Origin of the sequence: Flavonifractor sp. DFI.6.63 (assembly GCF_024462255.1) — a bacterium.
GTDB classification, from domain to species: Bacteria; Bacillota; Clostridia; order Oscillospirales; family Oscillospiraceae; genus Lawsonibacter_A; species Lawsonibacter_A hominis.
This window is the reverse complement of the sequence record NZ_JANGBE010000017.1, coordinates 23,482-50,332: the sequence shown is the minus strand read 5'-3', so window position 1 is coordinate 50,332 and position 26,851 is coordinate 23,482. Positions and strand designations below refer to the sequence as shown.

General features: G+C 51.0%; 23 protein-coding genes and 2 pseudogenes. All 25 read left to right on the top strand.

Going from position 1 to position 26,851, the window contains the following annotated elements; translation table 11 throughout:
- Positions 1-734 precede the first annotated feature (734 nt).
- Positions 735-1,679: a DUF6017 domain-containing protein gene (locus NE547_RS10400; RefSeq protein WP_006775666.1), complete on the top strand. Its 945-nt coding sequence runs from the start codon at positions 735-737 to the stop codon at positions 1,677-1,679.
- A 36-nt stretch (positions 1,680-1,715) separates the two neighbouring features.
- Positions 1,716-2,189, top strand: a complete 474-nt coding sequence (locus NE547_RS10395; protein ID WP_006775667.1) for a PcfB family protein — start codon at positions 1,716-1,718, stop codon at positions 2,187-2,189.
- Positions 2,186-3,169: pseudogene (locus NE547_RS18625) on the top strand (type IV secretory system conjugative DNA transfer family protein); the annotation flags it as partial. The gene NE547_RS10395 and the pseudogene NE547_RS18625, both read left to right, overlap by 4 nt.
- 60 nt (positions 3,170-3,229) lie before the next feature.
- Complete coding sequence (locus NE547_RS18620) at positions 3,230-5,116, top strand: DUF4368 domain-containing protein (protein WP_370866842.1); 1,887 nt, start codon at positions 3,230-3,232, stop codon at positions 5,114-5,116.
- Positions 5,113-5,457, top strand: coding sequence for a TnpV protein (locus NE547_RS10385; protein ID WP_227152366.1), 345 nt, complete (start codon positions 5,113-5,115; stop codon positions 5,455-5,457). The genes NE547_RS18620 and NE547_RS10385 overlap by 4 nt, the downstream gene beginning before the upstream one ends.
- Positions 5,458-5,595: 138 nt before the next feature.
- A complete protein-coding gene (locus NE547_RS10380; RefSeq protein ID WP_046415454.1) occupies positions 5,596-5,853 on the top strand; it encodes a hypothetical protein in 258 nt (85 codons plus the stop codon).
- A 358-nt stretch (positions 5,854-6,211) separates the two neighbouring features.
- Entirely contained in the window at positions 6,212-6,844 is a 633-nt protein-coding gene (locus tag NE547_RS10375; RefSeq protein ID WP_235228032.1) for a helix-turn-helix domain-containing protein, read from the top strand.
- A gap of 107 nt (positions 6,845-6,951) precedes the next feature.
- The gene (locus NE547_RS10370; RefSeq protein WP_256175813.1) at positions 6,952-7,311 is read left to right on the top strand and encodes a DUF3847 domain-containing protein; all 360 of its coding nucleotides are present in this window, start codon (positions 6,952-6,954) and stop codon (positions 7,309-7,311) included.
- Complete coding sequence (gene mobQ, locus NE547_RS10365; protein ID WP_256175811.1) at positions 7,277-8,773, top strand: MobQ family relaxase; 1,497 nt, start codon at positions 7,277-7,279, stop codon at positions 8,771-8,773. The genes NE547_RS10370 and mobQ overlap by 35 nt, the downstream gene beginning before the upstream one ends.
- On the top strand, positions 8,770-10,641 hold the full coding sequence (locus tag NE547_RS10360) for an AAA family ATPase (RefSeq protein WP_256175809.1): 1,872 nt from the start codon (positions 8,770-8,772) through the stop codon (positions 10,639-10,641). Before mobQ ends, NE547_RS10360 begins: the two co-directional genes overlap by 4 nt.
- Positions 10,642-10,783: 142 nt before the next feature.
- Positions 10,784-10,942, top strand: coding sequence for a transposon-encoded TnpW family protein (locus NE547_RS10355; protein WP_081731980.1), 159 nt, complete (start codon positions 10,784-10,786; stop codon positions 10,940-10,942).
- A gap of 33 nt (positions 10,943-10,975) precedes the next feature.
- Positions 10,976-11,818 (top strand): annotated as a pseudogene (locus NE547_RS10350) (VirD4-like conjugal transfer protein, CD1115 family); the annotation flags it as partial.
- 63 nt (positions 11,819-11,881) lie between these two features.
- Positions 11,882-12,097 (top strand): Maff2 family mobile element protein, encoded by a 216-nt coding sequence (locus NE547_RS10345; RefSeq protein ID WP_003508243.1) that lies wholly within the window; start codon positions 11,882-11,884, stop codon positions 12,095-12,097.
- Between the two features lie 70 nt (positions 12,098-12,167).
- Entirely contained in the window at positions 12,168-13,031 is an 864-nt protein-coding gene (locus NE547_RS10340; protein WP_007860210.1) for a VirB6/TrbL-like conjugal transfer protein, CD1112 family, read from the top strand.
- 4 nt (positions 13,032-13,035) lie between these two features.
- Complete coding sequence (locus tag NE547_RS10335) at positions 13,036-13,944, top strand: hypothetical protein (RefSeq protein ID WP_006774461.1); 909 nt, start codon at positions 13,036-13,038, stop codon at positions 13,942-13,944.
- Position 13,945: 1 nt separating this feature from the next.
- Positions 13,946-14,338: a PrgI family protein gene (locus NE547_RS10330; protein WP_006774460.1), complete on the top strand. Its 393-nt coding sequence runs from the start codon at positions 13,946-13,948 to the stop codon at positions 14,336-14,338.
- Positions 14,298-16,694: a VirB4-like conjugal transfer ATPase, CD1110 family gene (locus NE547_RS10325; RefSeq protein WP_006774459.1), complete on the top strand. Its 2,397-nt coding sequence runs from the start codon at positions 14,298-14,300 to the stop codon at positions 16,692-16,694. The genes NE547_RS10330 and NE547_RS10325 overlap by 41 nt, the downstream gene beginning before the upstream one ends.
- Entirely contained in the window at positions 16,691-17,647 is a 957-nt protein-coding gene (locus NE547_RS10320) for a site-specific DNA-methyltransferase (RefSeq protein WP_006774458.1), read from the top strand. The genes NE547_RS10325 and NE547_RS10320 overlap by 4 nt, the downstream gene beginning before the upstream one ends.
- A complete protein-coding gene (locus NE547_RS10315; protein ID WP_256175804.1) occupies positions 17,644-19,611 on the top strand; it encodes a C40 family peptidase in 1,968 nt (655 codons plus the stop codon). Before NE547_RS10320 ends, NE547_RS10315 begins: the two co-directional genes overlap by 4 nt.
- 21 nt (positions 19,612-19,632) lie before the next feature.
- A complete protein-coding gene (locus NE547_RS10310) occupies positions 19,633-19,899 on the top strand; it encodes a DUF4315 family protein (protein WP_006774456.1) in 267 nt (88 codons plus the stop codon).
- Complete coding sequence (locus NE547_RS10305; protein WP_006774455.1) at positions 19,889-20,614, top strand: DUF4366 domain-containing protein; 726 nt, start codon at positions 19,889-19,891, stop codon at positions 20,612-20,614. Before NE547_RS10310 ends, NE547_RS10305 begins: the two co-directional genes overlap by 11 nt.
- Positions 20,611-22,686, top strand: a complete 2,076-nt coding sequence (locus NE547_RS10300; RefSeq protein ID WP_006774454.1) for a type IA DNA topoisomerase — start codon at positions 20,611-20,613, stop codon at positions 22,684-22,686. The genes NE547_RS10305 and NE547_RS10300 overlap by 4 nt, the downstream gene beginning before the upstream one ends.
- Positions 22,683-23,051, top strand: a complete 369-nt coding sequence (locus NE547_RS10295) for a cysteine-rich VLP domain-containing protein (RefSeq protein ID WP_006774453.1) — start codon at positions 22,683-22,685, stop codon at positions 23,049-23,051. Before NE547_RS10300 ends, NE547_RS10295 begins: the two co-directional genes overlap by 4 nt.
- Positions 23,052-23,176: 125 nt before the next feature.
- Positions 23,177-26,575: a YodL domain-containing protein gene (locus tag NE547_RS10290; protein WP_006774452.1), complete on the top strand. Its 3,399-nt coding sequence runs from the start codon at positions 23,177-23,179 to the stop codon at positions 26,573-26,575.
- A 4-nt stretch (positions 26,576-26,579) separates the two neighbouring features.
- The gene (locus NE547_RS10285; protein ID WP_006774451.1) at positions 26,580-26,789 is read left to right on the top strand and encodes a transposon-transfer assisting family protein; all 210 of its coding nucleotides are present in this window, start codon (positions 26,580-26,582) and stop codon (positions 26,787-26,789) included.
- Positions 26,790-26,851: the final 62 nt, after the last annotated feature.

The following is a 26,851-nucleotide window of genomic DNA, read 5'->3' as shown; positions in this document are numbered from 1 at the left end:
ATGGGACGGCGGAACCAGCGGTCCGTCAAGAAATGCCGCGCCAGGCGCGGCCACCACCAAGCGAAAGGAGCTTTTTGCCTCTTATGAATATTTATCGGCCCAACGACAGTGGGGACAACGGCTGCTGCTGCTGTTGCTGTTGTACGCAGTTCTGTCCTGTGCCGGGCCCCACGGGCCCCACCGGCCCCACCGGCCCCACCGGCCCCACCGGCCCCACTGGCCGCACGGGCCCCACCGGTCCCACGGGCCCCACGGGCCCCACGGGCCCCACTGGCCGCACGGGCCCCACCGGTCCCACGGGCCCCACGGGCCCCACCGGCCCCACCGGCCCCACGGGCCCCACGGGCCCCACGGGCCCCACCGGCCCCATGGGCCTCACCGGCCCCACTGCCCCGTCAATATATGCACAACAAGGAAAATGCCGTAACCATGCGGCTTTCAGCACATTAAAGACAATTAAACAACCCCTATAATTACACCTAAAACGCCGTAGCAAGGTTGGACAAGCCTTGATATGGCGTTTTTAAGTGAATAGGATATGTCGCCGCAGCTTGAAAAGAGTTGCGGTTTTTTATGCCCGAAAACAGGCGGTAACGTGGAACGTTAGGCGCGAAAAAGCCCTTGTAATACAAGGCTTTTCAGACGCAAAAACGGCAAAGGCATACTGCAATACCAAAACCGCCCAAAACGGCTTTCTAATATTCCACGCAAACCGAGAAAGGAAGTGATAAAAAATGGCAGTTTTCCGAGTTGAGAGAAATACGGGCTATACCGTTATGAGCAACCACCACTTGCGCAATAAGGAACTCACCTTAAAGGCAAAAGGCTTGCTTTCGCAAATGCTGTCCTTGCCCGAAGATTGGGATTATACCCTTGCGGGCTTATCTCACATCAACCGCGAGAAGATCGACGCAATCCGCGAAGCGGTCAAAGAACTTGAAAAAGCCGGATATATCGTCCGCAGCCGGGAACGCGACGAGAAAGGACGTTTGCGCGGCGCGGATTATGTCATATATGAGCAGCCGCAGCCCAAAGAGCCGGAAGCAGCTACCAGCAGCGAAAAGCCGCCTACATCGGATTTACCTACATTGGAAAATCCAACATTGGAAAATCCAACGTTGGAAAAACCTACGCAGGAAAAACCTACGTTGGAAAATCCAACGCAATTAAATAAAGATATATCAAGTAAAGAACAATCAATTACTGATCTATCAAGTACCCATTCCATTCCTTTCCATTCCCTAAATCCCTTGCCTTATGAGCAGGACGAAGCGGCTACGCCGCCGGAAAGGAAAAGAACGGAAGCGAAAACAAACAGTGCAATAGAGATTTATCGGGAAATCATCAAAGAAAACATCGACTATGACATTCTCATTCAAGACCCCAAAATGGATAAAGACCGTTTGGACGAGATTGTAGAAATCATGCTGGAAACCGTCTGCACAGCCCGAAAGACAATCCGTATCGCCGGGGACGACTACCCCGCCGAACTTGTCAAATCAAAGTTTATGAAGCTGAACAGCAGCCACGTTGAGTTTGTTTTGGACTGCATGAGGGAGAACACAACCAAAATCCGCAACATCAAGCAGTATCTAAAAGCGGTGCTGTTCAACGCGCCGAGTACCATTGACAGCTACTATACCGCCCTTGTCAATCACGACTTTTACGGCAGCAAATGAGCATAGCCGCAGTTTACCGGGAAAGGAGTTGATACCTTGCAGGAGGAAGTAACCCAAAAAACGATTGCCCTATCCGTCAACGTGGGAAAAGGCGCGGCAAGGCTTACCGAACAGGCGTTACAGAAAGCAATCAAGAAGTTTTTGGAGCAGAAAAGCAAAGCCCCGCATGGGAAACAGACCATGCGGCAGCTTATGAAGCAAAATGCGGGTGTTTCCAACATCGAGATCACCGACAGCAATATCAAAGCCTTTGAGAGTACCGCGAAGAAATACAACATAGATTTTTCGCTGAAAAAGGTTAAGGGCGAACAGACCCGTTACCTTGTGTTTTTCAAAGGCAGGGACGCGGACGTTATGACCGCAGCGTTTCAAGAGTTTTCCGCAAAGAAGCTGAACAGGGATAAAAAGCCCTCTATCCGCAAAGCCCTTGCCGCAGCAAAGGACAAGGCGAAGCAGCTTAACGCCGCCCGCGACAAGGTAAAGAAAATAGACAGGGGGCGCGAGATATGAAGCAGATAAACTACAAAAAGCTGATAATCTCGAATATCCCGTATGTGTTCTTTGTCTATCTCTTTGATAAGGTGGGACAGGCGGTGCGGCTTGCCCCCGGCGCGGATATTTCCGAAAAGATACTCAATATCACACAGGGATTTTCCGAAGCGTTTTCAAATGCCTTGCCGAGCGTTCACCCGTTGGATTTGCTTATTGGCATTGTGGGCGCGGTGGTTATCCGTCTGATTGTCTATTTCAAAGGGAAAAATGCCCGCAAATACCGCAAGGGCGCAGAATACGGCAGCGCACGTTGGGGCAACGCCGAAGATATAAAGCCCTATATCGACCCGGATTTTCAGAACAACATCATTTTGACGCAGACCGAACGCCTTACCATGAACAGCCGCCCGAAGCAGCCGAAATACGCGAGAAATAAAAACGTCGTGGTGATCGGCGGCAGCGGCAGCGGAAAAACAAGGTTTTTTGTAAAGCCTAATTTAATGCAGCTTCATTCTTCCTACGTCTTGACCGACCCGAAAGGCACCGTCCTAATCGAGTGCGGAAAGCTGCTGCAACGGGCAGGCTACCGCATTAAGGTACTGAACACGATAAACTTTCGGAAAAGTATGCACTATAACCCCTTTGTCTATATCCGCAGCGAAAAGGACGTGTTAAAGGTTGTCAATACCCTTATCGTGAATACCAAAGGCGAGGGAGAAAAAAGCGCGGAAGATTTTTGGGTGAAAGCCGAGAGATTATTATATTGTGCGCTGATCGGCTACATTTGGTATGAAGCCCCCGCCGAGGAAATGAACTTTACAACGCTGCTTGAACTTATCAATGCAAGCGAAGCACGCGAGGACGACGAGGAATACCAAAGCCCCGTTGATCTGCTCTTTGCCGATTTGGAAGAACGCAGCCCCGACCATTTCGCGGTAAAGCAATATAAAAAATACAAATTGGCGGCGGGTGTTGTATGCTCTAAAAGACTTCTTAATCAAGCGGTTGGGAAGTCTCTTAGAACACACAACCTAAAACCGAAGAAAGGAGCGCAAGTTATGAGAAAAAATGAGAAAATCACAGCTCTGTACGAACGACTGAGCCGTGATGACTTTGGCAAAGATGATGACCAACAGCGTGAGAGCAATTCCATATCCAATCAAAAGGCAATGTTGGAGGAGTTCGCCGCACGGCAGGGCTTTACAAACATTGTCCATTTCACGGACGATGGCATTAGTGGTACTTGCTTTGACCGTCCCGGATTTTTAGCAATGATGAAAGAAGTGGAAGCCGGGAATGTGGAGTATTTGTGCATCAAGGACATGAGCCGCATGGGTCGTGACTATCTGAAAGTCGGTCAGATTATGGAAATCCTGCGTCAGCGTGGCGTTCGCCTTATCGCCATCAATGACGGCGTGGACAGTGCCAGAGGGGACGATGATTTTACCCCTTTCCGCAACATTATGAACGAATACTACGCCAGAGACACCAGCCGTAAAATCCGTTCCACTTTCCAGTCCAAAGGCAAGTCCGGCAAGCACCTCACAGGCACGGTCATTTACGGCTATCTCTGGAATGAAGCCAGAGACCAATGGTTGGTTGACCCCGAAGCCGCCGAAGTGGTAAAGCGTATCTTTTCCATGACGATTGACGGCTACGGTCCGTATCAGATCGCCAGCAAACTGAAATCGGAAAAAGTCCTCATTCCGTCCGCTTACCTTGCCCGGCACGGCGAGGGCGTGAACAAAAATAAGACCTTCAAAGATGTGTACGGCTGGGGTTCTTCCACCATCTGCAACATTCTTGAAAAGCGTGAATATCTGGGACACACCATCAACTTCAAGACCCGAAAGCACTTCAAGGACAAGAAAAGCCATTATGTCCCGGAGGACGAATGGACGATTTTTGAGAATACGCACGAAGCCATTATTGACCAGCAGACCTTTGACCTTGTGCAGAAAATCCGTGGGAATGTCAGACGCTACCCGGACGGCTGGGGCGAAGCAGCTCCCCTCACAGGCTTGCTTTATTGTGCCGATTGCGGCGGCAAGATGTATGTCCACCGCACCAACAACGGCAAGCGCATTTCTCAATATACCTGTTCCCAATACAGCAAAGTCCCAGTTGGAAAGCTCTGCACGACACAGCACCGTATCAATGAAGATGTGGTACTGTCCCTTGTTTCCGAAATGCTCAAAGCTATTGCCGAGTATGCCAAGCATGACCGAGCTGAGTTTGTCCGTGTGGTGCAGGAAGCGCAGTCCAGCCAGCAGACGGCAGAGGTCAGAAAACAGCGCACACGCCTTGCCACAGCAAAGCAGAGAGTTTCCGAGCTGGAAGTCCTGCTCTGCAAAATCTATGAGGACAACATTTTAGGCAAGCTGTCCGACAGCAGATACGCCACTCTGGACGCTCAATACGAAAAGGAACAGTCCGAGCTTACCGCTGAAATCTCTGTTCTGGAAAAGGCTGTCAAGAGCTATGAGAAGCACGAAAAGGACGCTGATCGTTTTATCGCTCTGATTGACAAGTATGAGAACTTCGACAAGCTGACCATTGCTATGCTCAACGAGTTTATCGAGAAAATCCTTGTGCATGAGCGTGACCGTAAAGGCAGTATACAGACCACACAGGAGGTCGAGATTTACTTCAATTTTGTTGGGCGATTCGTTCCCCCGGCGTTTGGAGAAGCGGAGCTTACCCCGGAGGAATTAGAGGAAATCCGCAAGCGTGAGGAACGCAAGGACAGGCTTCATCAGAACTACTTGAAGCGGAAAGCCAGCGGAGCGCAGAAGCGATACGAGGACAAAATCAAGAAGCGGAAAAAGGCAGAAATTGAAGCTAAGAAAGCCGCCATTCGTGCGGAGGACATTGCAAAGGGCGTGTTCGTCCCTGTCAGCAGTTTACCGCAGAGAGAGCCGATGAAAGGAGTACAAACAGCATGAATATCACTTACACACAGAACGGAGATTATCTTATCCCGAACATCATTATCCGCAAGACAAAGCCCCTCGGACACTACGGCAGACTCCGCAAGGCGTATCTGGAAATGCACCGCCCGATACTGTTCAATGAGCTGGTGCTATCCGACAAGCTCTTTGAACATTGCGCCGAGATTGAAGAAGCGGCACGAAACCGCATGGAGCTGATCGTGCCGAAGCTGGCAAAGCAGTACGGCGTGACCGAGCAACTGAAAGCCGATAATCAAATGGAATGGGTGCGGCAGATGAACGCTTGCAAGGCACAGGCAGAGGAGATTGTGAAAGCAGAATTGATTTATGATTGAGCGAGGAAGTCCGGGCAGAAAACTGTTCGGACTTTTCTCATATATTCCAAAGTTGCGGTTGAATTGTTCATGGATTTTATGATATGATTTAAATACGAAAATTGAGCAACAAATCAGGATTTGAAAGGGGACTGACAGATGAAAAAAGTGATTGCTGCAATGGCTGCAATGTTTATTGCTGTGGTGCTATTAGGCGGGCTATGGGGAATCTTACTCAAACCAATCATGGGCGGTGGTGGTGCAGACCTAAGTTTTATTTACCCTATCTATATCGGGTTAATCCTTTTGGCAGGGCTGATTGTTGGTGCTGCGGTAGTGCTTTACGAGGAAATCAAAAAGCTTCAGGAAGAAATAAAAAATATCAGTGAAAAAACAACAGAGGAAAAACAAGAATAACTTACCAATTCCTGTTTACTGAACCAATAAAATCCCTTTAGGAACTAAAGGGCGCACTTCTATACTCTCTGTCGAGAGTAGTGCGTCCTGCGGAGCTTCATTCCCGGTCAGCAGAAGAAAACTGCCCGACCGAGCATGTTTCGTCACTTCGTTCCGTCAAGGTGGCTACACCCCCTTGCGCCGCTTATGCGGCTATCCCTTGTGGACTTGCCGTCTGCAAACAGCATAAAATGCTGTTCGCCGCCAGCAAGTAAAAACACAGCGTAAAGTTATGTTGCGGAAATGTAAACTTGAAGTGGTGGTGGCTGAAAGCGTTCATTGCTATAATGAAATCACCAAATCAAAGGAGGATTTCATTATGAAATTATCAGATAAGATTGTTAGGTTGAGAAAGTCCAATGGAATGTCACAGGAAGAGTTAGCTGATAAGCTGGGCGTATCAAGGCAAGCCATTTCCCGTTGGGAAATGGGAACGGCTATGCCAGATGCAACAAACATTCTTCAACTCAGTAGGCTGTTTCAGGTTACAACAGACTACTTGCTAAATGATGAATACCAAAGCGACAATGACCTGCCGAAAGTTAAGGAAGTCAAAACGGACGGCGTCCACCAGATCATGATTTTTTTGCTCACTCTTGAAGTGATGGTGTTGATCATTCAATTCATGTCTGTTGTTATCCTGCAAAACATTTTCTTTGGTGTCCTGAGTTTTATTCCTTTTATTGCTATGGTTGGAGGCTTTGAATACGCATATCAAAAAAAGGCAAATGAGCAGAATGAGAGAACAATACAATTCCGCAAGCGGTTTTATAAAGTCTCTGCATGGTTAGGCACATATTTCCCGATTAGACTGTTGGCAATGGCGTTAGTACATTTTTATCCTCGCCCTATCAATTCGCTTGCTTTGGAATGTGTCATAGCCGTCCTCTATCTAATGACTGCTACCCTCATAACATTAGAGATTGAAAAACGCCATCTTTCAAAGAACTGATTTTAGAACATAACGAATACCGAAAAACTGACCGTTGACTGGTCGCACTATGCGAAAAGTTGACGGTCTTTTTTTATCCCCAAAATCAAAAAAGGAGGTCAATCACAATGACAAAACCGAAAACCCTTGAACAGCTCCGAACCGAAAAGGAACGAGCCGAGACGCAGCTTGCACAGGAACAGCACAAGCTGGAGCGTCTGGAGAACAGAAAGAAGTATCTGGAGAAAGGCGAACGCACCAAGCGCACCCACCGCCTTTGCAATCTGGGCGGCACGATTGAGAGCCTTGCCCCGGAGGTCAAAGATCTCACACGCACCGAAATGACAGAGCTGATGGAACAAATCTTTTCTCTGTCCGAAGTCCAGCAAGCCGTCCGTCACATGGCGATTACCCATATCAGCCAAGCAAACAGAGAAAAGGAGTTGAAAGCCGATGGCACTATTTCATCTGAGCGTCACGCAGACTAAGCGAAGCGCAGGACAGTCCGCTATTGCTTCTGCCGCCTACCGTGCCGGGGAGCGATTGTATAGCGAGTATTACGGCGAATACAGCGACTACACCCGCAAGGGCGGCGTGATCTGCTCCGATATTCTCCTGCCGTCCCATGCACCGCCCGAATACGCAGACCGCCAGACCCTATGGAACGCCGTGGAAAAAGCCGAGCGTGGAAAGAACGCCCAGCTTGCATACAGCTTTGACATTGCCTTGCAGAATGAATTTTCCCTTGAGGAAAACATCGCTCTTGCAAGGCAATTTTTGTTGGAGAACTTTGTGAGCCGTGGCATGGTGGTTGACTTCGCCGTACACCAGCCAGACCGGGAGGACGGCGGCATACCAAACCCGCATTTTCATGTGCTTTGCCCCATCCGCCCCATCGAGCAGAACGGCAAATGGGGACTAAAGCAACGCCGGGTGTATGAGCTGGACGAGGACGGCAACCGTATCCGAGACGGAGACGGAAAGTTTGTGTTCAACGCCGTTCCCACTACCGACTGGGGCAGTCCCGAAACGCTGGAACATTGGCGGCAGACATGGGCGGAACTATGCAACGCCAAGTTTGCGGAGAAAGGGCTTGATGTTCGTATCGACCACCGAAGCTATGAGCGTCAGGGCGTGGAGCTTCTTCCCACCGTCCATGAGGGCGCAACCGTCCGGGCAATGGAGAAGAAAGGCATACGCACCGAGAAAGGCGAGTTCAACCGCTGGATCAGAGCCACCAATGCCGTTATCCGGGACATCAAGAAGAAAATCGCTCTCCTGTTTGATTGGATTGCCGAAGCAAAAGCGGAGCTTGCCAAGCCGCAGGCACCCGACCTTGTTTCTCTGCTGAACGCCTATTACACCCAGCGCAGAGCCGGGGCATATTCGCAGAAAGGCAAGGTCAGCAATCTAAAGGAGATGAACGAGACTTTCAATTATCTCCGGGCAAACGGCATTTACTCCCTTGAGGATTTGGAACGCCGTGTCAGCGAACACAGTGCTGCCACAGAGAGCTTGAAGAAAACGCTGGACGAACAGACCGCCCGAATGAAAGCAATTAAGCAGCTCTATGACAGCTCCGCTGCTTTCCAGAGCTTGAAGCCTGTCTATGACGGCTTGCAGAAAATCAAGTTTGAGAAGCCCAGAGCCAAGTACAAGGCAGAGCATGAAGCGGAACTGAAACAGTTCTACGCCGCCAGACGCAAGCTGACCGGAGAGTTCCCGGACGGCAAGGTGGATATGAAAAAGCTGACCGAAGAGTATGACGAGCTGGAACAGGCGCACAACACCACCTATGGCGAGTTTAAGACCGTCAGAGACGATTTACACCGTCTTTGGAAGGTCAAGTCATGTGTAGATACTGCCGCCCGATTTAACGAGCGTACAGAGGAACAAATGCACCAAAATCGACCCCAAACACGACACAAAAAGGAGGAACTATCCCGATGAATTACACCCAAGCACAGATTGACCGGGCAAACGCCGTCAGTCTGGAAGATTTTCTCCGCACACAGGGAGAGACGCTTATCAAAAGCGGACGGGAATACCGCTGGAAAGAACATGACAGCCTGACCGTCCGGGGAAACAAGTGGTTTCGCCACAGCCAGAGCAAGGGCGGCTATCCCATTGATTTTGTCATGGAGTTTTACGGCAAGTCCTTTCCCGAAGCAGTCCAGCTCTTAACCGGCGAAAGCGCCGAGGGACAGAGCGAAGCCAGCACAGCACCGCCCACAGCGTTTCACTTGCCCTTGCACAACAGAACAGCCGACAGAGCAATTCAATATCTTTGCGAAAGCCGAGGTCTCAACAAAACGCTTGTTGAGGCTTTTCTTCTTTCCGGGGATATTTACGAGGACGCAAAGCGGCACAATGTTGTGTTTGTCGGCAGAGACCGAAGCGGTACGCCGAGATACGCCCATGTGCGAGGAACGGCAGACCCATTCAGACAGGACATTGCCGGGTCTGACAAATCCTATCCGTTCCACTATGAGGGAAACGGCAACCAGCTCTTTGTCTTTGAAGCACCGATTGACCTTTTGTCCTTTATCTGCCTTTATCCGCAGGACTGGCAGACAAGGAGCTACCTTGCCCTGGGCGGCGTTTCAGGCAAAGCCCTTGACCGTTTTCTTTCTGAACGCAAGGACACCCGAAAAGTGTTCCTCTGCCTTGACAGCGACACCGCAGGAAGTGAAGCCTGCACCCGACTGGCACAGGACATTCCCGGTGAGATCGCCGTCATTCGCCTTGTCCCGGCAAGGAAAGACTGGAACGATGTTCTCCGTCAGCAAGGGGACATTCCCAGCCGCAAATTCATAGCCGAGACAATCACGCTGCGAGAGCTGCCCACCGCCCAGCCTGTTCCCATGCTCCGCATGGCAGATGTGGAGCTTACGAGCGTGGATTGGCTATGGTTTCCCTATATCCCCTTTGGAAAGCTGACGATTATACAGGGCAACCCCGGCGAGGGTAAGACCTACTTTGCCATGCGTCTTGCGGCGGCTTGCACCAACCGAAAGCCTTTACCTGGTATGGAGACCCTTGAGCCTTTCAACATCATCTATCAGACCGCCGAGGACGGTTTGGGCGATACCGTTAAGCCCCGGCTGATGGAAGCTGACGCAGACCTTGAACGAGTGCTTGTCATTGACGATAGGGACACACCGCTGACCCTTGCCGATGAGCGCATCGCAAGGGCAATCCGGGAAAACAACGCAAGGCTGGTTATCATTGACCCGGTACAGGCGTTTCTGGGCGCAGATGTGGACATGAACAGAGCAAACGAGGTGCGCCCGATACTCCGCAGTTTGGGAGACATTGCACAGGCTACCGGGTGCGCTATCGTGCTGATTGGACACCTGAACAAAGCCGCAGGAACGCAAAGCACCTACCGGGGATTGGGGTCTATCGACATTACGGCGGCAGTCCGCAGTCTGCTGTTTATTGGTAAGCTGAAGGACAGTCCCACAACGAGGGTGCTTATCCATGAGAAAAGCTCCCTTGCGCCGCCCGGTCAGTCTCTTGCCTTTTCTCTGGGAGACGAGAAAGGTTTTGAATGGATAGGGGCTTATGACATTACCGCTGACGAGCTTCTTGCCGGGACGGACACCGCTAAGACCGAGAGCAAGACCGCACAGGCGCAAATGCTCATTCTGGAACTGCTTGCGGACGGAAAGCGTATGCCGAGCGCAGAGCTGGAAAAGACGGTCAATGAGCGTGGGATTTCCTCACGCACCATGAGAACGGCAAAGAGCCGTATCGGGGACAGACTTGTGACCGAGAAAGACGGCACAGCATGGGTCTGCTATCTCCGAGACTGACAACAGGAACACGGCAAGCGTGGCAAAGACGGCAAGGGTTTTATAGATACCTTAATGTTGCCGCCTTGCCTTGTTCCCTCATACTGACACCGCTCGATGATGAACAGTCACCGGGCATTTTTCATTTACAGGAGGATTTTGAATGAACAATACCGCAACCAACAGTACCCCTTGCCCGACTGTGAGAAAGCAGATCGGCAAAACAACCTATATCGTCCGTGTGCATTTCAGCCAGACTGCAAAAGAAACGATGGAGGACAAAATCAAGCGTCTGCTCCGTGAGGAAGTCCGCAAAATGTGACTTCTTTTTTGAATTTGATGAAAAAGTCCTTGACTTTTTGTCTCTGGCAAAACGGCAAAGTCAATCCTTATTTCTTGCGGTGCGCGGCTTGCCCCTTTTGATATAGAGGAACTCCGGGAACTCATGTCCTATGATGAATTGGAACTTGACACATTGGGCGACCGGAAAACCGCGCTTTTCCTCATAATGAGCGATACCGACGACACTTTTAATTTTGTTATCGCTATTTTGCAATCACAGCTTTTCAACTTGCTTTGTGATAAAGCAGACGACGAATACAACGGCAAATTGCCTGTTCACGTCCGCTTTTTGCTTGACGAGTTTGCGAACATCGGACAGATACCCCGCTTCGATAAATTGATTGCTACAATCCGCAGTAGGGAAATGTCCGCTTCTATCATTCTGCAATCGCAGAGCCAGCTAAAAGCCATTTACAGGGACGCGGCAGAAATCATACTTGATAATGCCGACAGCACCTTGTTTTTGGGAGGACGTGGGAAAAATGCAAAAGAGATTTCGGATAACTTGGGACGGGAAACAATCGACAGTTTCAACACTTCCGAAAATCGCGGCACGCAGGTTTCTCATGGACTTACTTATCAAAAATTAGGAAAGGAGTTGATGACACAGGACGAAATAGCAGTTATGGACGGTGGGAAATGTATTTTGCAGCTACGCGGTGTACGTCCCTTTTTAAGCGACAAATACGACATCACGAAACACCCGAACTACAAATACCTTTCCGACTTCGACAAGAAAAACGCTTTTGACGTTGAACGGTATATGTCTACCCGTCCGGCAATCGTAAAGCCCGATGAAGCCTTTGACATATACGAAATAGATTTGTCCGACGAGGACGCAGCCGCCGAGGAATAACGGCGGCATTTTCATTTTCAACAACATTTTTTGAGCCGCAAAGCGGCAGAAAGCGAGGTTTATATGGATTTCTTTAACAGCGCAGTTGGTGTATTGCAGACTTTGGTTATCGCGCTTGGCGCAGGTCTTGGCATTTGGGGGGCTATCAACCTCATGGAGGGTTACGGCAATGACAATCCGGGCGCAAAGAGCCAGGGCATGAAGCAGCTTATGGCGGGCGGTGGCGTCGCCTTGATCGGCGGCACCCTTGTTCCGCTTCTTTCCAAACTTTTTGGATAATGCCTAAAACAAATACCACCCGCCGCGCCCTCTCGGAAACGGGAGGGCGCGGGAAAGGAGGGATTAACTTTTGATATGGCAGATGATTGAAGATTGGTTTCGCGGCATTTTGACAGACGGGATTTTATCGAACCTCTCCGGCTTGTTTGACAGCGTAAATACAGAGGTTGGAGAAATTGCAACGCAAGTCGGCACGACCCCCGCCGGGTGGAACGCGGGCATATTCAACATGATACGCAGCCTTTCGGAAAACGTCATTGTACCGATTGCGGGCGTTATCATTACCTTTGTCATGTGTTATGAACTAATCCAGCTTGTAATTGAAAAAAACAATCTGCACGATCTCGACACTTGGATTTTTTTCAAATGGATTTTCAAAACCTTTGTTGCGGTGCTGCTGGTAACAAATACTTGGAATATCGTCATGGGAGTTTTTGACGTTACGCAGAGCGTCGTCAATCAGAGCGCGGGGGTTATCATATCCGATACAAGCATAGACGTTACCACCGTCATTACCGACATTGAAGCAAAACTCGACGCTATGAGCGTGGGCGGTCTTTTGGGGTTATGGTTTCAATCCCTCTTTGTAGGGCTTACCATGAAAGCCCTGTCAATCTGCATTATGCTTGTGGTGTATGGGCGCATGATTGAAATATATCTTGTAACGAGCGTTGCCCCTATCCCGATGGCAACAATGGTAAATCACGAATGGGGCAGCATGGGACAGAATTACTTAAAATCTTTGCTTGCGCTTGGTTTTCAAGCGTTTTTGATTTTGGTGTGTGTCGGCATTTATGCGGTGTTGATACAGACAATCGCAGCGACCGACGACATATCCGGCGCGATCTGGGCTTGCATGGGCTATACCGTCCTCTTGTGCTTTACCCTTTTCAAAACAGGGAGCCTTGCAAAGAGCGTCTTTTCGGCACATTAAGGGGGTGAGTTATGATTTGAAAATCGGCTTAATCGACGTTGACAGCCATAACTTCCCCAACCTCTGCTTGATGAAGCTATCCGCGTATCATAAAGCAAAGGGGCATACGGTGGAATGGTGGAACACAAAGGAGCGGTACGACCTTGTATATAAAAGCCGCGTCTTTACGGACACCTATTCCAAAGACACGATAACCGTTACCAACGCGGAACAGGTCATTTTCGGCGGTACGGGCTACGACACGAAAAACCGCTTGCCGCCGGAAGTGGAACACAGTTGCCCGGATTATTCAATCTACCCGCAGTTTTTCGGGATTGCTTACGGCTTTTTAAGCCGGGGTTGTCCGAGAAATTGCGGGTTTTGCATTGTCAGCGGTAAAGAGGGACGCAAAAGCGTTAAGGTTGCGGATTTGTCCGAGTTTTGGAAATGGCAGCCGGAAATAAAAATCATGGACGCTAATCTGCTTGCCTGTCCCGACCATGAAAATCTCATTGAGCAGCTTATACGAAGCCGCGCATGGGTGGATTTTTCGCAAGGGCTGGATATTCGCCTTGTGAACAGGGATAATGTCAGCCTGTTAAATCGGGTACGGATAAAAGCGGTACATTTTGCATGGGATAATCCCGACGAGGACTTGACCGGGTATTTCCAACGTTTTTTGGATTTGACAGCTATTAAGAGCAGCCGCCAGCGGCGCGTGTATGTTCTTACCAACTACGGCAGCACTCACGAACAGGATTTATACCGCGTGAACACCTTGCGGGCTATGGGCTTTGACCCGTATGTGATGATTTACGAGCGTCCAACCGCCCCGCCTGTTACCCGCCATTTGCAACGGTGGGTAAACAACAAGCGGCTTTTCTATGCTGTTCCCCGCTTTGAAGATTACATTCCGGGCAGAAAGGAGGTTTGAAATGGCGTATGTAACCGTCCCAAAGGACTTAACAAAAATCAAAAGCAAGGTAATGTTCAACCTTACCAAACGACAGCTAATTTGTTTCAGCGCGGCGGTAGCAATCGGACTGCCGCTGTTCTTTTTGGTAAAAGGCAGCGTTGGAACGAGCGCAGCGGCATTGTGCATGGTGCTTGCCATGCTGCCTATGTTTTTGCTTGCCATGTACGAGAAAAACGGGCAACCGCTGGAAGTGATTATTCGGCAATTTGTGGAAGTGAAGTTTCTTCGCCCCAAAGAGCGACCTTATCAGACCAACAATTTTTATGCCGCCCTTGCGCGGCAAGAGCAATTAGATAAGGAGGTACGGGCGATTGTCAAAGGAAAAGAAAAACACCCAAAACGAAAAGCGTAAACTTTCCCGACAGGAAAGAAAACAGATAGATACCCTTATCCGACAGGCAAAGGGCGACGGGAAGCCCCATACGGCGCAGGACAGCATACCGTTTGAGCGAATGTATAAGGACGGGATTTGCCGCCTTGCAAACGGGCGGTATTCCAAGTGCATTGAGTTTGAGGATATAAATTATCAGCTTGCGCAGCCGGACGACAAAACCGCCATTTTTGAAGCCCTTTGCGATATGTATAACTCGTTCGACGCTTCTATCAGCGTGCAGCTTTCCCTAATCAGCCGCCATGCGAACAAGGACGATTTTAAGAACAGTATCACGATTGCACCGCAGAATGACGACTTCGACAGTATCAGAGCAGAATACACCGAAATGCTTAGGACGCAGCTTGAACGCGGAAACAACGGGCTTATCAAAACCAAGTTTCTCACCTTTACCGTTGAAGCAAAGGACATTAGATCGGCGCGGGCGCGTCTTGCCCGCATTGAAACGGACACCCTCAACCATTTTAAGGTGATCGGCGCGGCGGCGCGGGTATTGGACGGGAAACAGCGTCTTGAAGTGCTGCATGGGATTTTTCACCCGGACGGGGAACGCTTTAACTTTGCGTGGGAATGGCTACCCGCAAGCGGGCTTTCCGTCAAGGACTTTATCGCCCCGTCCTCTTTCCGATTTGGCGACGGGCGAATGTTTCAAATGGGCGGCAAGTTTGGTGCGGTTTCCTTTTTGCAGATCGTCGCGCCGGAACTCTCCGACCGTATGCTTGCCGACTTCATGGACGCGGAAAACGGGATTATCGTTAATCTGCACATTCAGAGTATCGACCACAACGAAGCAATCAAGACGATTAAGCGCAAGATCACCGACCTTGACCGCATGAAGATTGAGGAACAAAAGAAAGCAATCCGCAGCGGCTACGACATGGATATTATTCCGTCTGACCTTGCCACCTACGGCGGGGAAGCAAAAAACCTACTCCGCGATTTGCAGAGCCGCAACGAAAGAATGTTTCTGCTCACGCTGCTTGTCTTAAACCTTGCAGATACCAAGCAGAAATTGGATAACGAAGTATTTGGGGCGGCGGCAATCGCACAGAAATACAACTGCATTTTGACCCGCCTTGACTACCGGCAGGAACAGGGGCTTATGTCCTCTATCCCGTTGGGGGAAAACCTTATCCATATCCAGCGCGGCTTGACGACCAGCAGCACCGCCGTTTTCGTTCCCTTTACGGTGCAAGAGCTGTTCCAAAGCGGCGAAGCATTGTATTACGGCTTAAACGCCCTTTCCAACAACATGATTTTGTGCGACCGAAAGAAGCTGAAAAACCCCAACGGCTTGATACTCGGCACACCGGGCAGCGGCAAAAGTTTTTCTGCAAAACGCGAAATCACAAACGCTTTTCTTATCACGTCCGACGACATTATCATTTGCGACCCCGAAGCCGAATATTATCCCCTTGTCGGACGTTTGAAAGGACAGGTTATCAAGGTTTCGCAGAACAGCACGCAGTACATTAACCCTATGGATATTAACCTCAATTACAGCGAGGGCGACACGCCCATAGCCTTAAAGAGCGATTTTATCCTTTCCTTTTGTGAGTTGATTATGGGAGGTAAAAACGGGCTGGAAGCTGTTGAAAAGACCTTGATTGACCGCGCTGTTATCAGCGTGTACCGCAACTACCTTGCCGACCCGAAGCCTAAAAATATGCCGATTTTGGGCGACCTCTACGACGAAATCAAGAAGCAGCCGGAAAAGGAAGCGCAGCGTATCGCGGCGGCATTGGAACTCTATGTAAACGGCAGCTTGAACATTTTTAACCACAGGACAAACGTTGACATTCATAACCGCCTTGTCTGCTTTGATATTAAGGAACTCGGTACGCAGCTTAAAAAAGTCGGTATGCTTATCGTCCAAGACCAAGTATGGAACAGAGTAACGGTAAACCGCAGCGAGGGCAAGGCGACGCGGTATTACATCGACGAGTTTCATTTGCTCTTGAAAGAGGAACAGACCGCCGCCTATTCCGTCGAGATTTGGAAGCGTTTTCGCAAGTGGGGCGGTATTCCGACAGGTATCACGCAGAACGTCAAAGACCTTTTGACGAGCAGAGAAGTTTCAAACGTTTTTGAAAACAGCGATTTTGTCTATATGCTCAACCAAGCCCAGGGCGACCGGGAAATCCTTGCCAAGCAGCTTAACATTTCGCAGCAGCAAATGACCTATGTAACCCATTCCGAAGCGGGCGAGGGACTTATCTTCTATGGCAACGTGATTTTGCCCTTTATTGACCGTTTCCCGAAAGATACGGAACTCTACCGCGTGATGACGACCAAGCCCGGCGAGGTGTCGGCATGAGGATAGAAACGGATAAAATCTATTGCGGCGACAGCTTGCAGGTGCTTCAAACCTTGCCGGATAACTGTTTGGATTGTTGCGTAACGTCCCCGCCCTACTATGCTTTGCGCGATTACGGCACAGACGGGCAGATCGGGCGGGAAGCAACGCCGGAGGAATATGTTTCCCGCATTACGGCGGTTTTCCATGAGGTAAAGCGGGTGCTTACGCCGGAGGGTACTTGTTGGCTGAATATCGCGGACACTTATTGCGGCACAGGCAGCAAAGCCGACCACCAAGACCCGAAATACCCCAAAGGCAGGAACGGGCAGCAAGTGGCGGTAAACCACCGCGCCCCCGGCTGCAAGCCGAAAGACCTAATCGGTATTCCGTGGCTTGTAGCCCTTGCCTTGCGGGGCGACGGTTGGTATTTGCGCAGTTCTATCATTTGGCACAAGGGAAACGCCATGCCGGAAAGCACGCGGGACAGACCGACGCGCTGCTATGAATATGTGTTTCTGCTTACCAAGTCAAAGAAATATTACTATGATTGGCAAGCAGTAGCCGAGCCGATAGCCCCCACAACGGCGGTACGGCTGAAAAGCGGAGTTGGGAAAGGCAACAAATATGCCGCTACCGTTCCGGGGCAAAACCAGCCGCAGAAAATCAACCGTCCCCGCAGGAAAGGCGCATACACCGACGAAATGATTTCCCCCGTCCGCAGCCGCCGCAACGTTTGGCAGATCAACACAGCTTCCTATCGCGGCGGGCATTTTGCAGCGTTCCCGCCCAAACTTGCGGAAACGTGCATTTTGGCGGGCTGTCCTGTCGGCGGGATTGTGCTTGACCCGTTTTTAGGCAGCGGCACGACCGCAGCGGCGGCAAAAAGCCTTTCCCGCCGCTATGTGGGTATAGAGATCAACCCCGAATACTGCACCCTTGCAAAACAGCGTATTGGAGGTGATGAACATTGAGCAAGGAATTAAAAGCCCCCGACAAGGTAACGCAGAAAATGACCCGCGACGGGGCGATTGCGGAAAACCTTACGACGGGCGAAACAACGAGTATCAGCGAAAGACCGCCGGAGGAAAACTATTCAGCACCCGCAGCGGGAGCAGCAGAAAAGACAACCCAACGTATCAGCACAGAGGTTAGCCGCCATTTTGAAAAGGGCGCGGAGAAAAAGACCCTTGACGCAGCACAGCTTAAAACCCATACGTCCCGCTTGCAGTTTTCCGAAGCGGAACGGGCAACGCCGGAACTGCAAAAGGCAATCAAAAAATCCGATACGGCGGCTGACCGTTTAGACAAAGCGCGGGCGGCTATCCCCAAACAGACCAAAATCACAAAAGAGCGCGTTTTTGACGAAGCCAAAGGCAAAGCAAAGACGCGCCTTGCTTTTGAAAAGACGGATAAGCCCCCAAACGGCAAGTTGCGTCATAACCCGTTATCCCGTCCGGCGCAGGAATTGGACGCCGCCGTACATGGAAAAATCTATGAGGTGGAGAAAGAAAACGTCGGTGTGGAAAGCGGACACAGGATAGAACTTGTGGGCGAGAAAGCGGGCGGCATGACGACGCGGGCAGTAAAACGCGGCATACGCAGCCATAAGCTGAAACCCTACCGGGCGGCGGCAGCAGCCGAGAAAAAGGCAGCAAAGGCAAACGCCGATTTTCTCTATCAAAAGGCGCTGCATGATAACCCCGCCCTTGCGCACTCTAACCCGATTTCCCGTTTTTGGCAAAAGCAGCGCATTAAAAAGCAGTATGCAAAGGCGTTGAAAACGGGCGGCAAGGTGAAAAAGACCGCCGAAGCCACCGCAAAGGCAGCAAAGAAAACGGCGCAGGAAACCAAACGGGCGACGTTCTTTGTCGTCCGGCATTGGAAAGGCTGTTTGATCGTGGGCGGGATTGCCTTTATCGTGCTTCTGTTTTTCGGCGGTTTGTCCTCTTGTTCCCTGTTCGGCGGCAACAGCGGAAGCGGCTTGATTGCGTCGTCCTATCTCTCCGAGGACGCGGATATTACAGGCGCAGAAAGCGCGTATGTCGCTATGGAAGCCGAGTTACAGGATATGCTGGATAACATCGAAAGCGAATACCCCGGCTATGACGAATACCGGGTAACGGCTGACGAGATCGAGCATGACCCGTATGTGCTAATCTCTATCCTCTCCGCTTGGCATGAGGGCGTGTTTACTCTCGATGAAGCGCAAAGCACCCTTGAAATGCTCTTTGATAAACAGTATATCTTGACGGTTACGGAGGAAGTCGAGGTACGCTACCGCACCGAAACGCGGACGGACAGCGAGGGCAACGAATACGACGTTGAAGTACCCTATAACTATTACATTCTCAATGTGGATTTGGAAAACTTCAACCTCTCCCATGTTCCCGTTTACATTATGGGCGAGGAACAGCTATCCATGTACGCTATGTATATGTCGTCGCTTGGGAACAGACCCGATCTTTTCCCACAATCCGGCTATATCTCAAAATACTATGAAAACCCGCCAGCGGATTATGAAATCCCGCCCGCCTATCTGGAAGATGAACAGTTTGCGCGATTGATTGAAGAAGCTGAAAAGTATGTCGGTTTTCCCTATGTGTGGGGCGGCAGCAGCCCGGAAACCTCTTTTGATTGCAGCGGTTTTGTTAGCTATGTGCTGACGAACAGCGGCTTATACAATACGGGCAGACTTGGGGCGCAGGGGCTTTACAACATTTCAACCCGCGTTTCCAACCCGCAGCCGGGGGATTTGGTTTTCTTTACGGGTACATACGACACGCCGGGGGTATCTCATGTGGGTATCTACGTTGGCGAGGACGGGGACGGAAGCCCTGTCATGCTGCATTGTGGCGACCCGATACAATACGCAAAACTTGATACAAGCTATTGGCAATCCCATTTTTACGTCTATGGGCGGCTACATTACAACTGACTTTGAAAGGAGTTTATTTCTATGGCAAACACGAAACTTGACCGTATCGAAAGGGATATTGAGAAAACGAGGGCGAAAATCCTTGAATACCAAAAAAGGCTGAAAGACCTTGAAGCGCAGAAAACCGAGGAAGAAAACGCGCAGATCGTTCAAATGGTGAAAGCGGTACACCTCGACGGGGCGCAGCTTGCCGCGTTCCTCTCCGCTTACGCCAGCGGCGAAATTGCCTTGCCGCAGCCGGACGCAGACTATACCGACGAACAGGAGGAAACCGAAGATGAAGCATAAAAAACTGTTCCGCAGCGTTACCGCTTTGCTTGCCGCCCTTGTACTCATGGGCGGCTTTTCTGTTACCGCTTTTGCGGGCGGCGGTGATGTGAGCGACGAGCCGCCTACCCCCGTAACCGAAACCGAGCCGGAAGAAACGACGGGCGGCTATGAGCCGCAGCCCTTAACGCCGGAGGGCAACATGAGCCTTGTGGACGACATAACGGGCGAAGCGTCCGGCGATAAACAATTTATTACCGTCGTTACGAAAAACGGAAACTATTTTTACATCATCATTGACCGCGCCGAGGACGGAGAAAACACCGTCCATTTCCTCAATCAAGTTGATGAAAAAGACCTTTTGCAGCTTATGGAGGACGAACAGACCGAAACCCCCGCTTGTAGCTGTACTGAAAAATGCGTTGCCGGAAGCGTCAACACCGATTGCCCCGTTTGCAGCGTCAACATGAGCGAGTGCGCGGGCAAGGAAGCCGAGCCGGAGCCGGAAGAAACCGAGCAGCCGGAGCCGGAGGAAGATAAAGGCGGCGACATGGGCGGTGCTATTCTGCTTGTCGTGCTGCTTCTTGCCGCAGCGGGCGGCGGCGCGTTCTATTACTTTAAGATTATGAAGCCTAAAAAGGACGCGGCAAAAGGCAGCAGCAACCTTGACGATCTCGACTTTGACGAGGACGACGAGGAAGAATTAGAAACCGAGCAGGAGGACGAGGAAGTATGAAACTTGTAATTGCAGAGAAACCGAGCGTCGGGGCGGCGATTGCCGCCGTACTTGGCGCGAATGAAAAGCGCAGCGGATATTTTGAGGGCAGCGGCTACCTTGTGTCCTGGTGTATCGGGCATTTGATTAGCCTTGCGGACGCGGCGACCTACAATGAGCAGTACCGAAAATGGAAGTATGATGATCTCCCCATTGTCCCGCAGGATTGGCAGTTTACCGTTGCCAGCGGCAAGGAGCAGCAGTTTTCCGTACTCAAAGACCTTATGCACCGCAGCGACGTTTCCGAGATTGTCAATGCGTGCGACAGCGGGCGCGAGGGAGAACTCATTTTTCGATTTGTCTACGAACAGGCAAATTGCAAAAAGCCCTTTTCCCGCCTTTGGATTAGCAGCATGGAAGAAAGCGCAATCCGCGAGGGCTTTTCAAACCTCAAAGACGGGCGCAGCTATGACGACCTCTATCAATCCGCGCTTTGCAGAGCAAAGGCAGATTGGCTTGTCGGGATTAACGCGACCCGCCTTTTCTCTATCCTCTATCACAAAACGCTGAATGTCGGCAGAGTGCAAACGCCCACCCTTACCATGCTGGTAAACCGCGACTATGCGATCAGCAGCTTTAAGAAAGAAAAATATCATGTTGTCCGTCTGAACGCGGGCGGTGTTTCGGCTTTGTCCGAAAGGCTGAACGACGAAGCGGCAGCGCAGCAGATGAAAGCGGCTTGCGAGAAATCGCAAGCCGTTTGTACTTCCCTCAAAAAAGAGAAAAAGACCGTTTCCCCGCCGAAGCTGTTTGACCTTACCGCGTTGCAGCGCGAAGCTAACCGCCTGTATGGATTTACGGCGAAACAGACCCTTGATTATGCGCAAGCCCTCTATGAAAAGCGGCTTTTGACCTATCCCCGCACCGACAGCAAATATATCACTTCCGATATGCAGGATAGCACAAAGGAACTCATTACCGGGCTTTGTTCGCTGCTTCCCTTTATGCGGGACGTGAAGCTGCAAGCAGACCTTACAAGGGTTTGCGACAACAGCAAAGTAACCGACCACCACGCTATTTTGCCGACAGCCGAGTTTTTGAAAGCGGGCTTTTCTTCCCTTGCCGACAGCGAAACAAAACTTATGACCCTTGTGTGCGCGAAGCTGCTTTGCGCCGCAGCCGCGCCCTATGAATATGAAGCGGTTACAGCGGCTATCTCTTGCGGAGGCTATACCTTTACCGCAAAGGGAAAGACGACGCTTTGCGAGGGGTGGTGCGAGATTGAAAAGCTGTCCCGCGCCGCGTCCGAGGAACAGGACGAGGACGCAGAGCCGGAAACCGTTTTGCCGCCGCTTGCCGAGGGGCAGACCTTTGACAATCCGGCAGCGGAGATCTCCGAGCGTTACACGCAGCCCCCGAAAGCATATACCGAAGATACGCTTCTGTCCGCTATGGAGAACGCGGGCAAGGAAGAAACGCCGGAGGACGCAGAGCGCAAAGGGTTAGGCACTACCGCGACGCGGGCGGGTATCATTGAAAAACTCATTAGCGCGGGTTTTGCCGAGCGCAAGGGCAAAAAGCTAATCCCCACAAAAGACGGGTATAACCTTGCCGCTATTCTGCCCGAAGTCCTTACGTCCCCGCAGCTTACGGCAGAATGGGAAACCCGCCTTACCGGGATTGCCAAAGGCAGCGACAGCCCGGACGACTTCATGCGCAGCATTGAGGAAATGACAGCGGGGCTTGTCAAAACCTATTCCGCGATTTCCGAAGATAAAGCGAAGCTGTTTACCCCGCAGCGGGAAGCAATCGGCACTTGTCCCCGTTGCGGCGCGGCGGTTTATGAGGGCAAGAAAAACTACTACTGTTCCGACAGGGCTTGCGGCTTTGTCATGTGGAAAAATGACTTGTTCTTTCAGCAGCGCAAAAAGACTTTCACAAAGGCGATTGCCGCCGCCCTTTTGAAAGACAGAAAGGTAAAAATCAAGGGTATGTACTCCACCAAAACAGGAAAGACCTTTGACGGGGTTGTGCTGCTTGCCGACACAGGCGGCAAGTATGTAAACTTCCGCGTCGAGCAGAACCGAAAATGATTAGGCTTGATGAAAAGCAGTATCGAGCCGTTAAGAAAATGACCCGCGCCGCGTGCGCCAACAACGATTGCGGGAACTGTCTGCTATTGGACGACGGGGAACCTTGCGTTTGTGTGCAGAGTATCAGCTATTCGCTGTTATGCCGTTATTTCCGCGAAGCGGTTTTACCCGCAGACAGGCAGCTATGCGAACAGATCACCCGCAGCGGGGAAACCGATTTGAAGCGTTGCGCGGTATGCGGCAGCACATTTGCGGCGGGCAGCAATCGGGCGAAATACTGTCCCGATTGTGCGGCAAAGATACGCCGCAGACAGAAAGCGGAAAGCGAGAGAAACAGGCGTTTACGGATAAAAACAACTACATAGCAAGCACAGCAAACGAGTACCCGTTTGCGAGAAATGCCCGCGCTGCTCTATGGGAAGCGCGGGCATTTTGCTTGTTGGGATAGTCCCAAACCCTTAAAAATCGAGAAAGGACGTGATGAAACAATATGCCGTATTCTTCATACGACCATGACAAATTGGAAACCGCCGAAACCATGCGGATAGAACGCCGGATATATTTTGAAGCAAAGGACGGGGATATTGCCCCCTATGTTTCCTTGCCACCGGAGCAGCTACACGCCATGCGCGAGGAAAGCGCGGCAGCGGAACAGGCGATTTTTAACGATCTCTCAAGCCGCGCCGCCGCATGGGAGGAACAGGCGGGCAAAACGCTTTTGCTTGACAAAGCGATTGAATACACAAGGACAACCGTTGTGCAGCACACTTCTAACGAGTGGCAGAAAGGCGAATATGACCGATATACCCGCAGCAACCGGGTATATCAGATGAACTACCACATTTACGAGAACACCCGTTACGACAGGGAGAAGCAGCAAAGCGTCCCTTACTCTTATTCTCTCACATGGGGCGTTTATACCAACAGCCCGAACAGAAACGGGCAAGCGAAGATTGCCGGACAGGACAGAAAGGTTTTTTCCGACAAGGCGGCTATGGAAAAGTATCTGAATGGACGTATCAAAGCATACGACCGTCTGTTTACGGAAATCTCCCCACCTATCCCGCAGGAGTACGCCGAGCATTTCAAAGTAAACGGTATGCTTTTACCGGGCTATACCATTGAGGGCGAGGAACCCCCGCAGCAGCAGCCACAGACGGCAGCTATCCCCGAAACTACCGGGCAGCAAAAGGAGCGTGAACATATGAGCGAACAGTTTTCTATTATGATAGGCAACCGCAGCCGCTTTGAAGCGGGCGACCCCGACGGTTATTGGCTGGATATGCCCGCCACAAAGGAGCAGCTTCACGAAGCCATGCAGAGCGTCGGCATTACCGCCGACAACCCGCAGGATTTTTCCATTCGCGGCTTTTCCGACGACCCGGAAAAACATATTGCCTTGCCTTATGACATGGTATGCGCCGCCAGCGTGGACGAACTCAATTTTCTTGCGGCGCGGATTGAGCAGCTGGACCCCGCCGAGATCGGCAAGCTGAACGCAGCCTTGCAGCAGAAAAACGGCTTTGAGAACATCGGACAGGTAATCGACTTCACCTACAACGTGGATTTTTACGTCCATATTCCCGAAGTACATACCTACCGCGATTTGGGCGACTACTACTTAAATCAATCCGGCATGGTACAAATGCCCGAAGAATGGAAAGGCGGGATTGACCTTGCCGCTTTTGGCAGGAACGCCGCCGAGCATGAAAAGGGCGCGTTTACTGAATATGGCTATATCGTCGAAAGCGGCGACGAGTGGGAGCGTCAGTTTGAGGGGCGCGAAGTGCCGGAGGAATACCGCATTATGAGTTACCCGCAGCAGGAGCGCGGCGAACAGGATAAAGTCTTTATGGACGCAGCCGAAGCGCAGCAGATAGAAACACCTACCGCCGAGCCGCCGCAGCCCCGCCCCGTCGTGCCGATTATCCTTTCTTCTGAAAAACCCGGCGACAAGGTAAAGGAGATCACCGCACGTCTGGAACAGGGCATACAGGCGGTTTTTGACAGCGACCGTTACAAAGAGTTTCTTACTGCCATGTCGAAGTTTCACGATTACAGCTTGAATAACACTATCCTAATTGCCATGCAGGGCGGCAATTTGGTAAAGGGCTATTCACAATGGCAGAAAGAGTTTGACCGCCATGTGAAAAGCGGTGAGAAAGGTATTAAAATCTTTGCCCCCGCGCCCTACAAGGTAAAAAAGCTGGTGGATAAAATCGACCCCGACACAAGAAAGCCCATACTTGACAGCGAGGGAAAGACGGTTAAGGAAGAAAAGGAAGTTACCGTTCCCGCCTTTAAGGTTGTAACCGTCTTTGACATTTCGCAGACCGAGGGTAAGGAGTTTCCCGACCTCTCCGTGAAACCGCTGCTTGCCGATGTGGAACAGTACGAGGACTTTTTCGCTGCCCTTGAAAAAGCGTCTCCCGTTCCGATTGCTTTTGAGCAGATCGGCGGCAGCGCAAACGGATATTTCAGTTTGACCGATAAGCGAATTGCTATCAAAGAGGGCGTGAGTGAGTTACAGGCGGTAAAGACCGCCATTCACGAAATCGCCCATGCGAAGCTGCATGACGTGGACTTAAACGCCCCGCTGGAGGAACAAAACCGCGTTGACCGACGCAGCCGCGAGGTACAGGCTGAAAGCGTTGCCTATACGGTGTGTCAGCATTTCGGGCTTGATACGTCGGATTACTCTTTCGGGTATGTTGCCGGGTGGAGCAGCGGCAAGGAAATGACCGAATTAAAAGCGTCCCTTGAAACGATACAGGCGACCGCAAAGGAACTCATTACCGAGATTGAGGGGCATTTTACCGAATTGCAGCAGCAGCGGCAAACCGAGCAGGAGCAGGAAGCGAAAACAAAAGAAACCTTGCTTCTCAACGGCAAGGAGGACAGCTACGGGATTTATCAGTTAGCCCGCAGAGAGGAAACTATGGATTTGCGATTTGAGCCTTTCGACCGTCTGCAAGCAACGGGGCATACCGTTGACCGGGCAAATTATGAACTCGTCTATACCGCGCCGCTTACAAAGGATATGACGCTTGGCGGCATTTGGGAAAAGTTTAATATCGACCACCCCGCCGATTTCAAGGGGCATAGCCTTTCCGTTTCCGACATTGTTGTGCTTCATCAGAACGGCGAGAATACCGCCCACTATGTAGACAGCATAGGTTTTCAGCAGGTGCCGGAGTTTTTACAGGAGCAAGCGCAGCAGACCCCCGTATTTGATAAGCTATCTCCCGAACAGCAGCAAGCCCTATCCGATACCGTAAAAGATACGCTGCAACTGCTTGTAGACGCAGACAATCGGATTTATGGCGACGTTACGGGCAAGACCCTTGAAGCAATCGCGGCGCAAGGATATTCCTACAAGGACGGGCAGATTGAAAAGCAGCAGCCGGAAGCGACCCCCGACAGCCTTTTGACGGGCGAAACCGTTAGAACGCCGAGGGGCAATTTTCATATTACCGATATGAGCCGCGAACAGATCGAAGCGGCGGGCTTTGGTTTTCACCATGCGTCGGAGGACGGGAAGTATCTTGTTATGGGGAATGGCACACAGGCGTTTGCCATAGCAGCCGAGCAGCCGCAGCGTGATAATCCCTTAAAGCACGTCGAGGACACCATAGAGCAAAACGACAACAATTTTGACGGGCTTATCAATAACACGCCGCAAACGCCTACCGTCGCAGATTTTGAGCAGCGGGCAAAGGCGGGGGAAGCGATTTCCGTTACCGACCTTGCGAAAGCGGTAAAAGCCGAGAAACGGGAACAGCCGCAGAAAAAACCGTCCATTTTGAAGAAGCTGGACGAGTACAAGAAACAGGCGGCGCAGCAGACGAAAGATAAACAGAAAGAGCATAAAAAGGATTTGGAGGTTTGATAGCATGAATATCCGCTTTACCATTGAGGAAGAAAATATTGTTGCGATCTACGCCGAGGACAGCCGGGAAACGACGCTTGAAAATATCCTTGCCGCCATGCCCTACATGGACGAGGATATACGCCAGCTTGCCGCCGCAGCGGTGAACAAGCTGCAAGCCATGACGGACAGCGAGTTTTCCGAAAGGAAGTTTATCTTGACCGACGAGGAATAGCCCATAGAAAACAGGGGCGCGGTTGCCGACTTCCGGCACCGCGCCCCTGTTTTTTTTTGCCC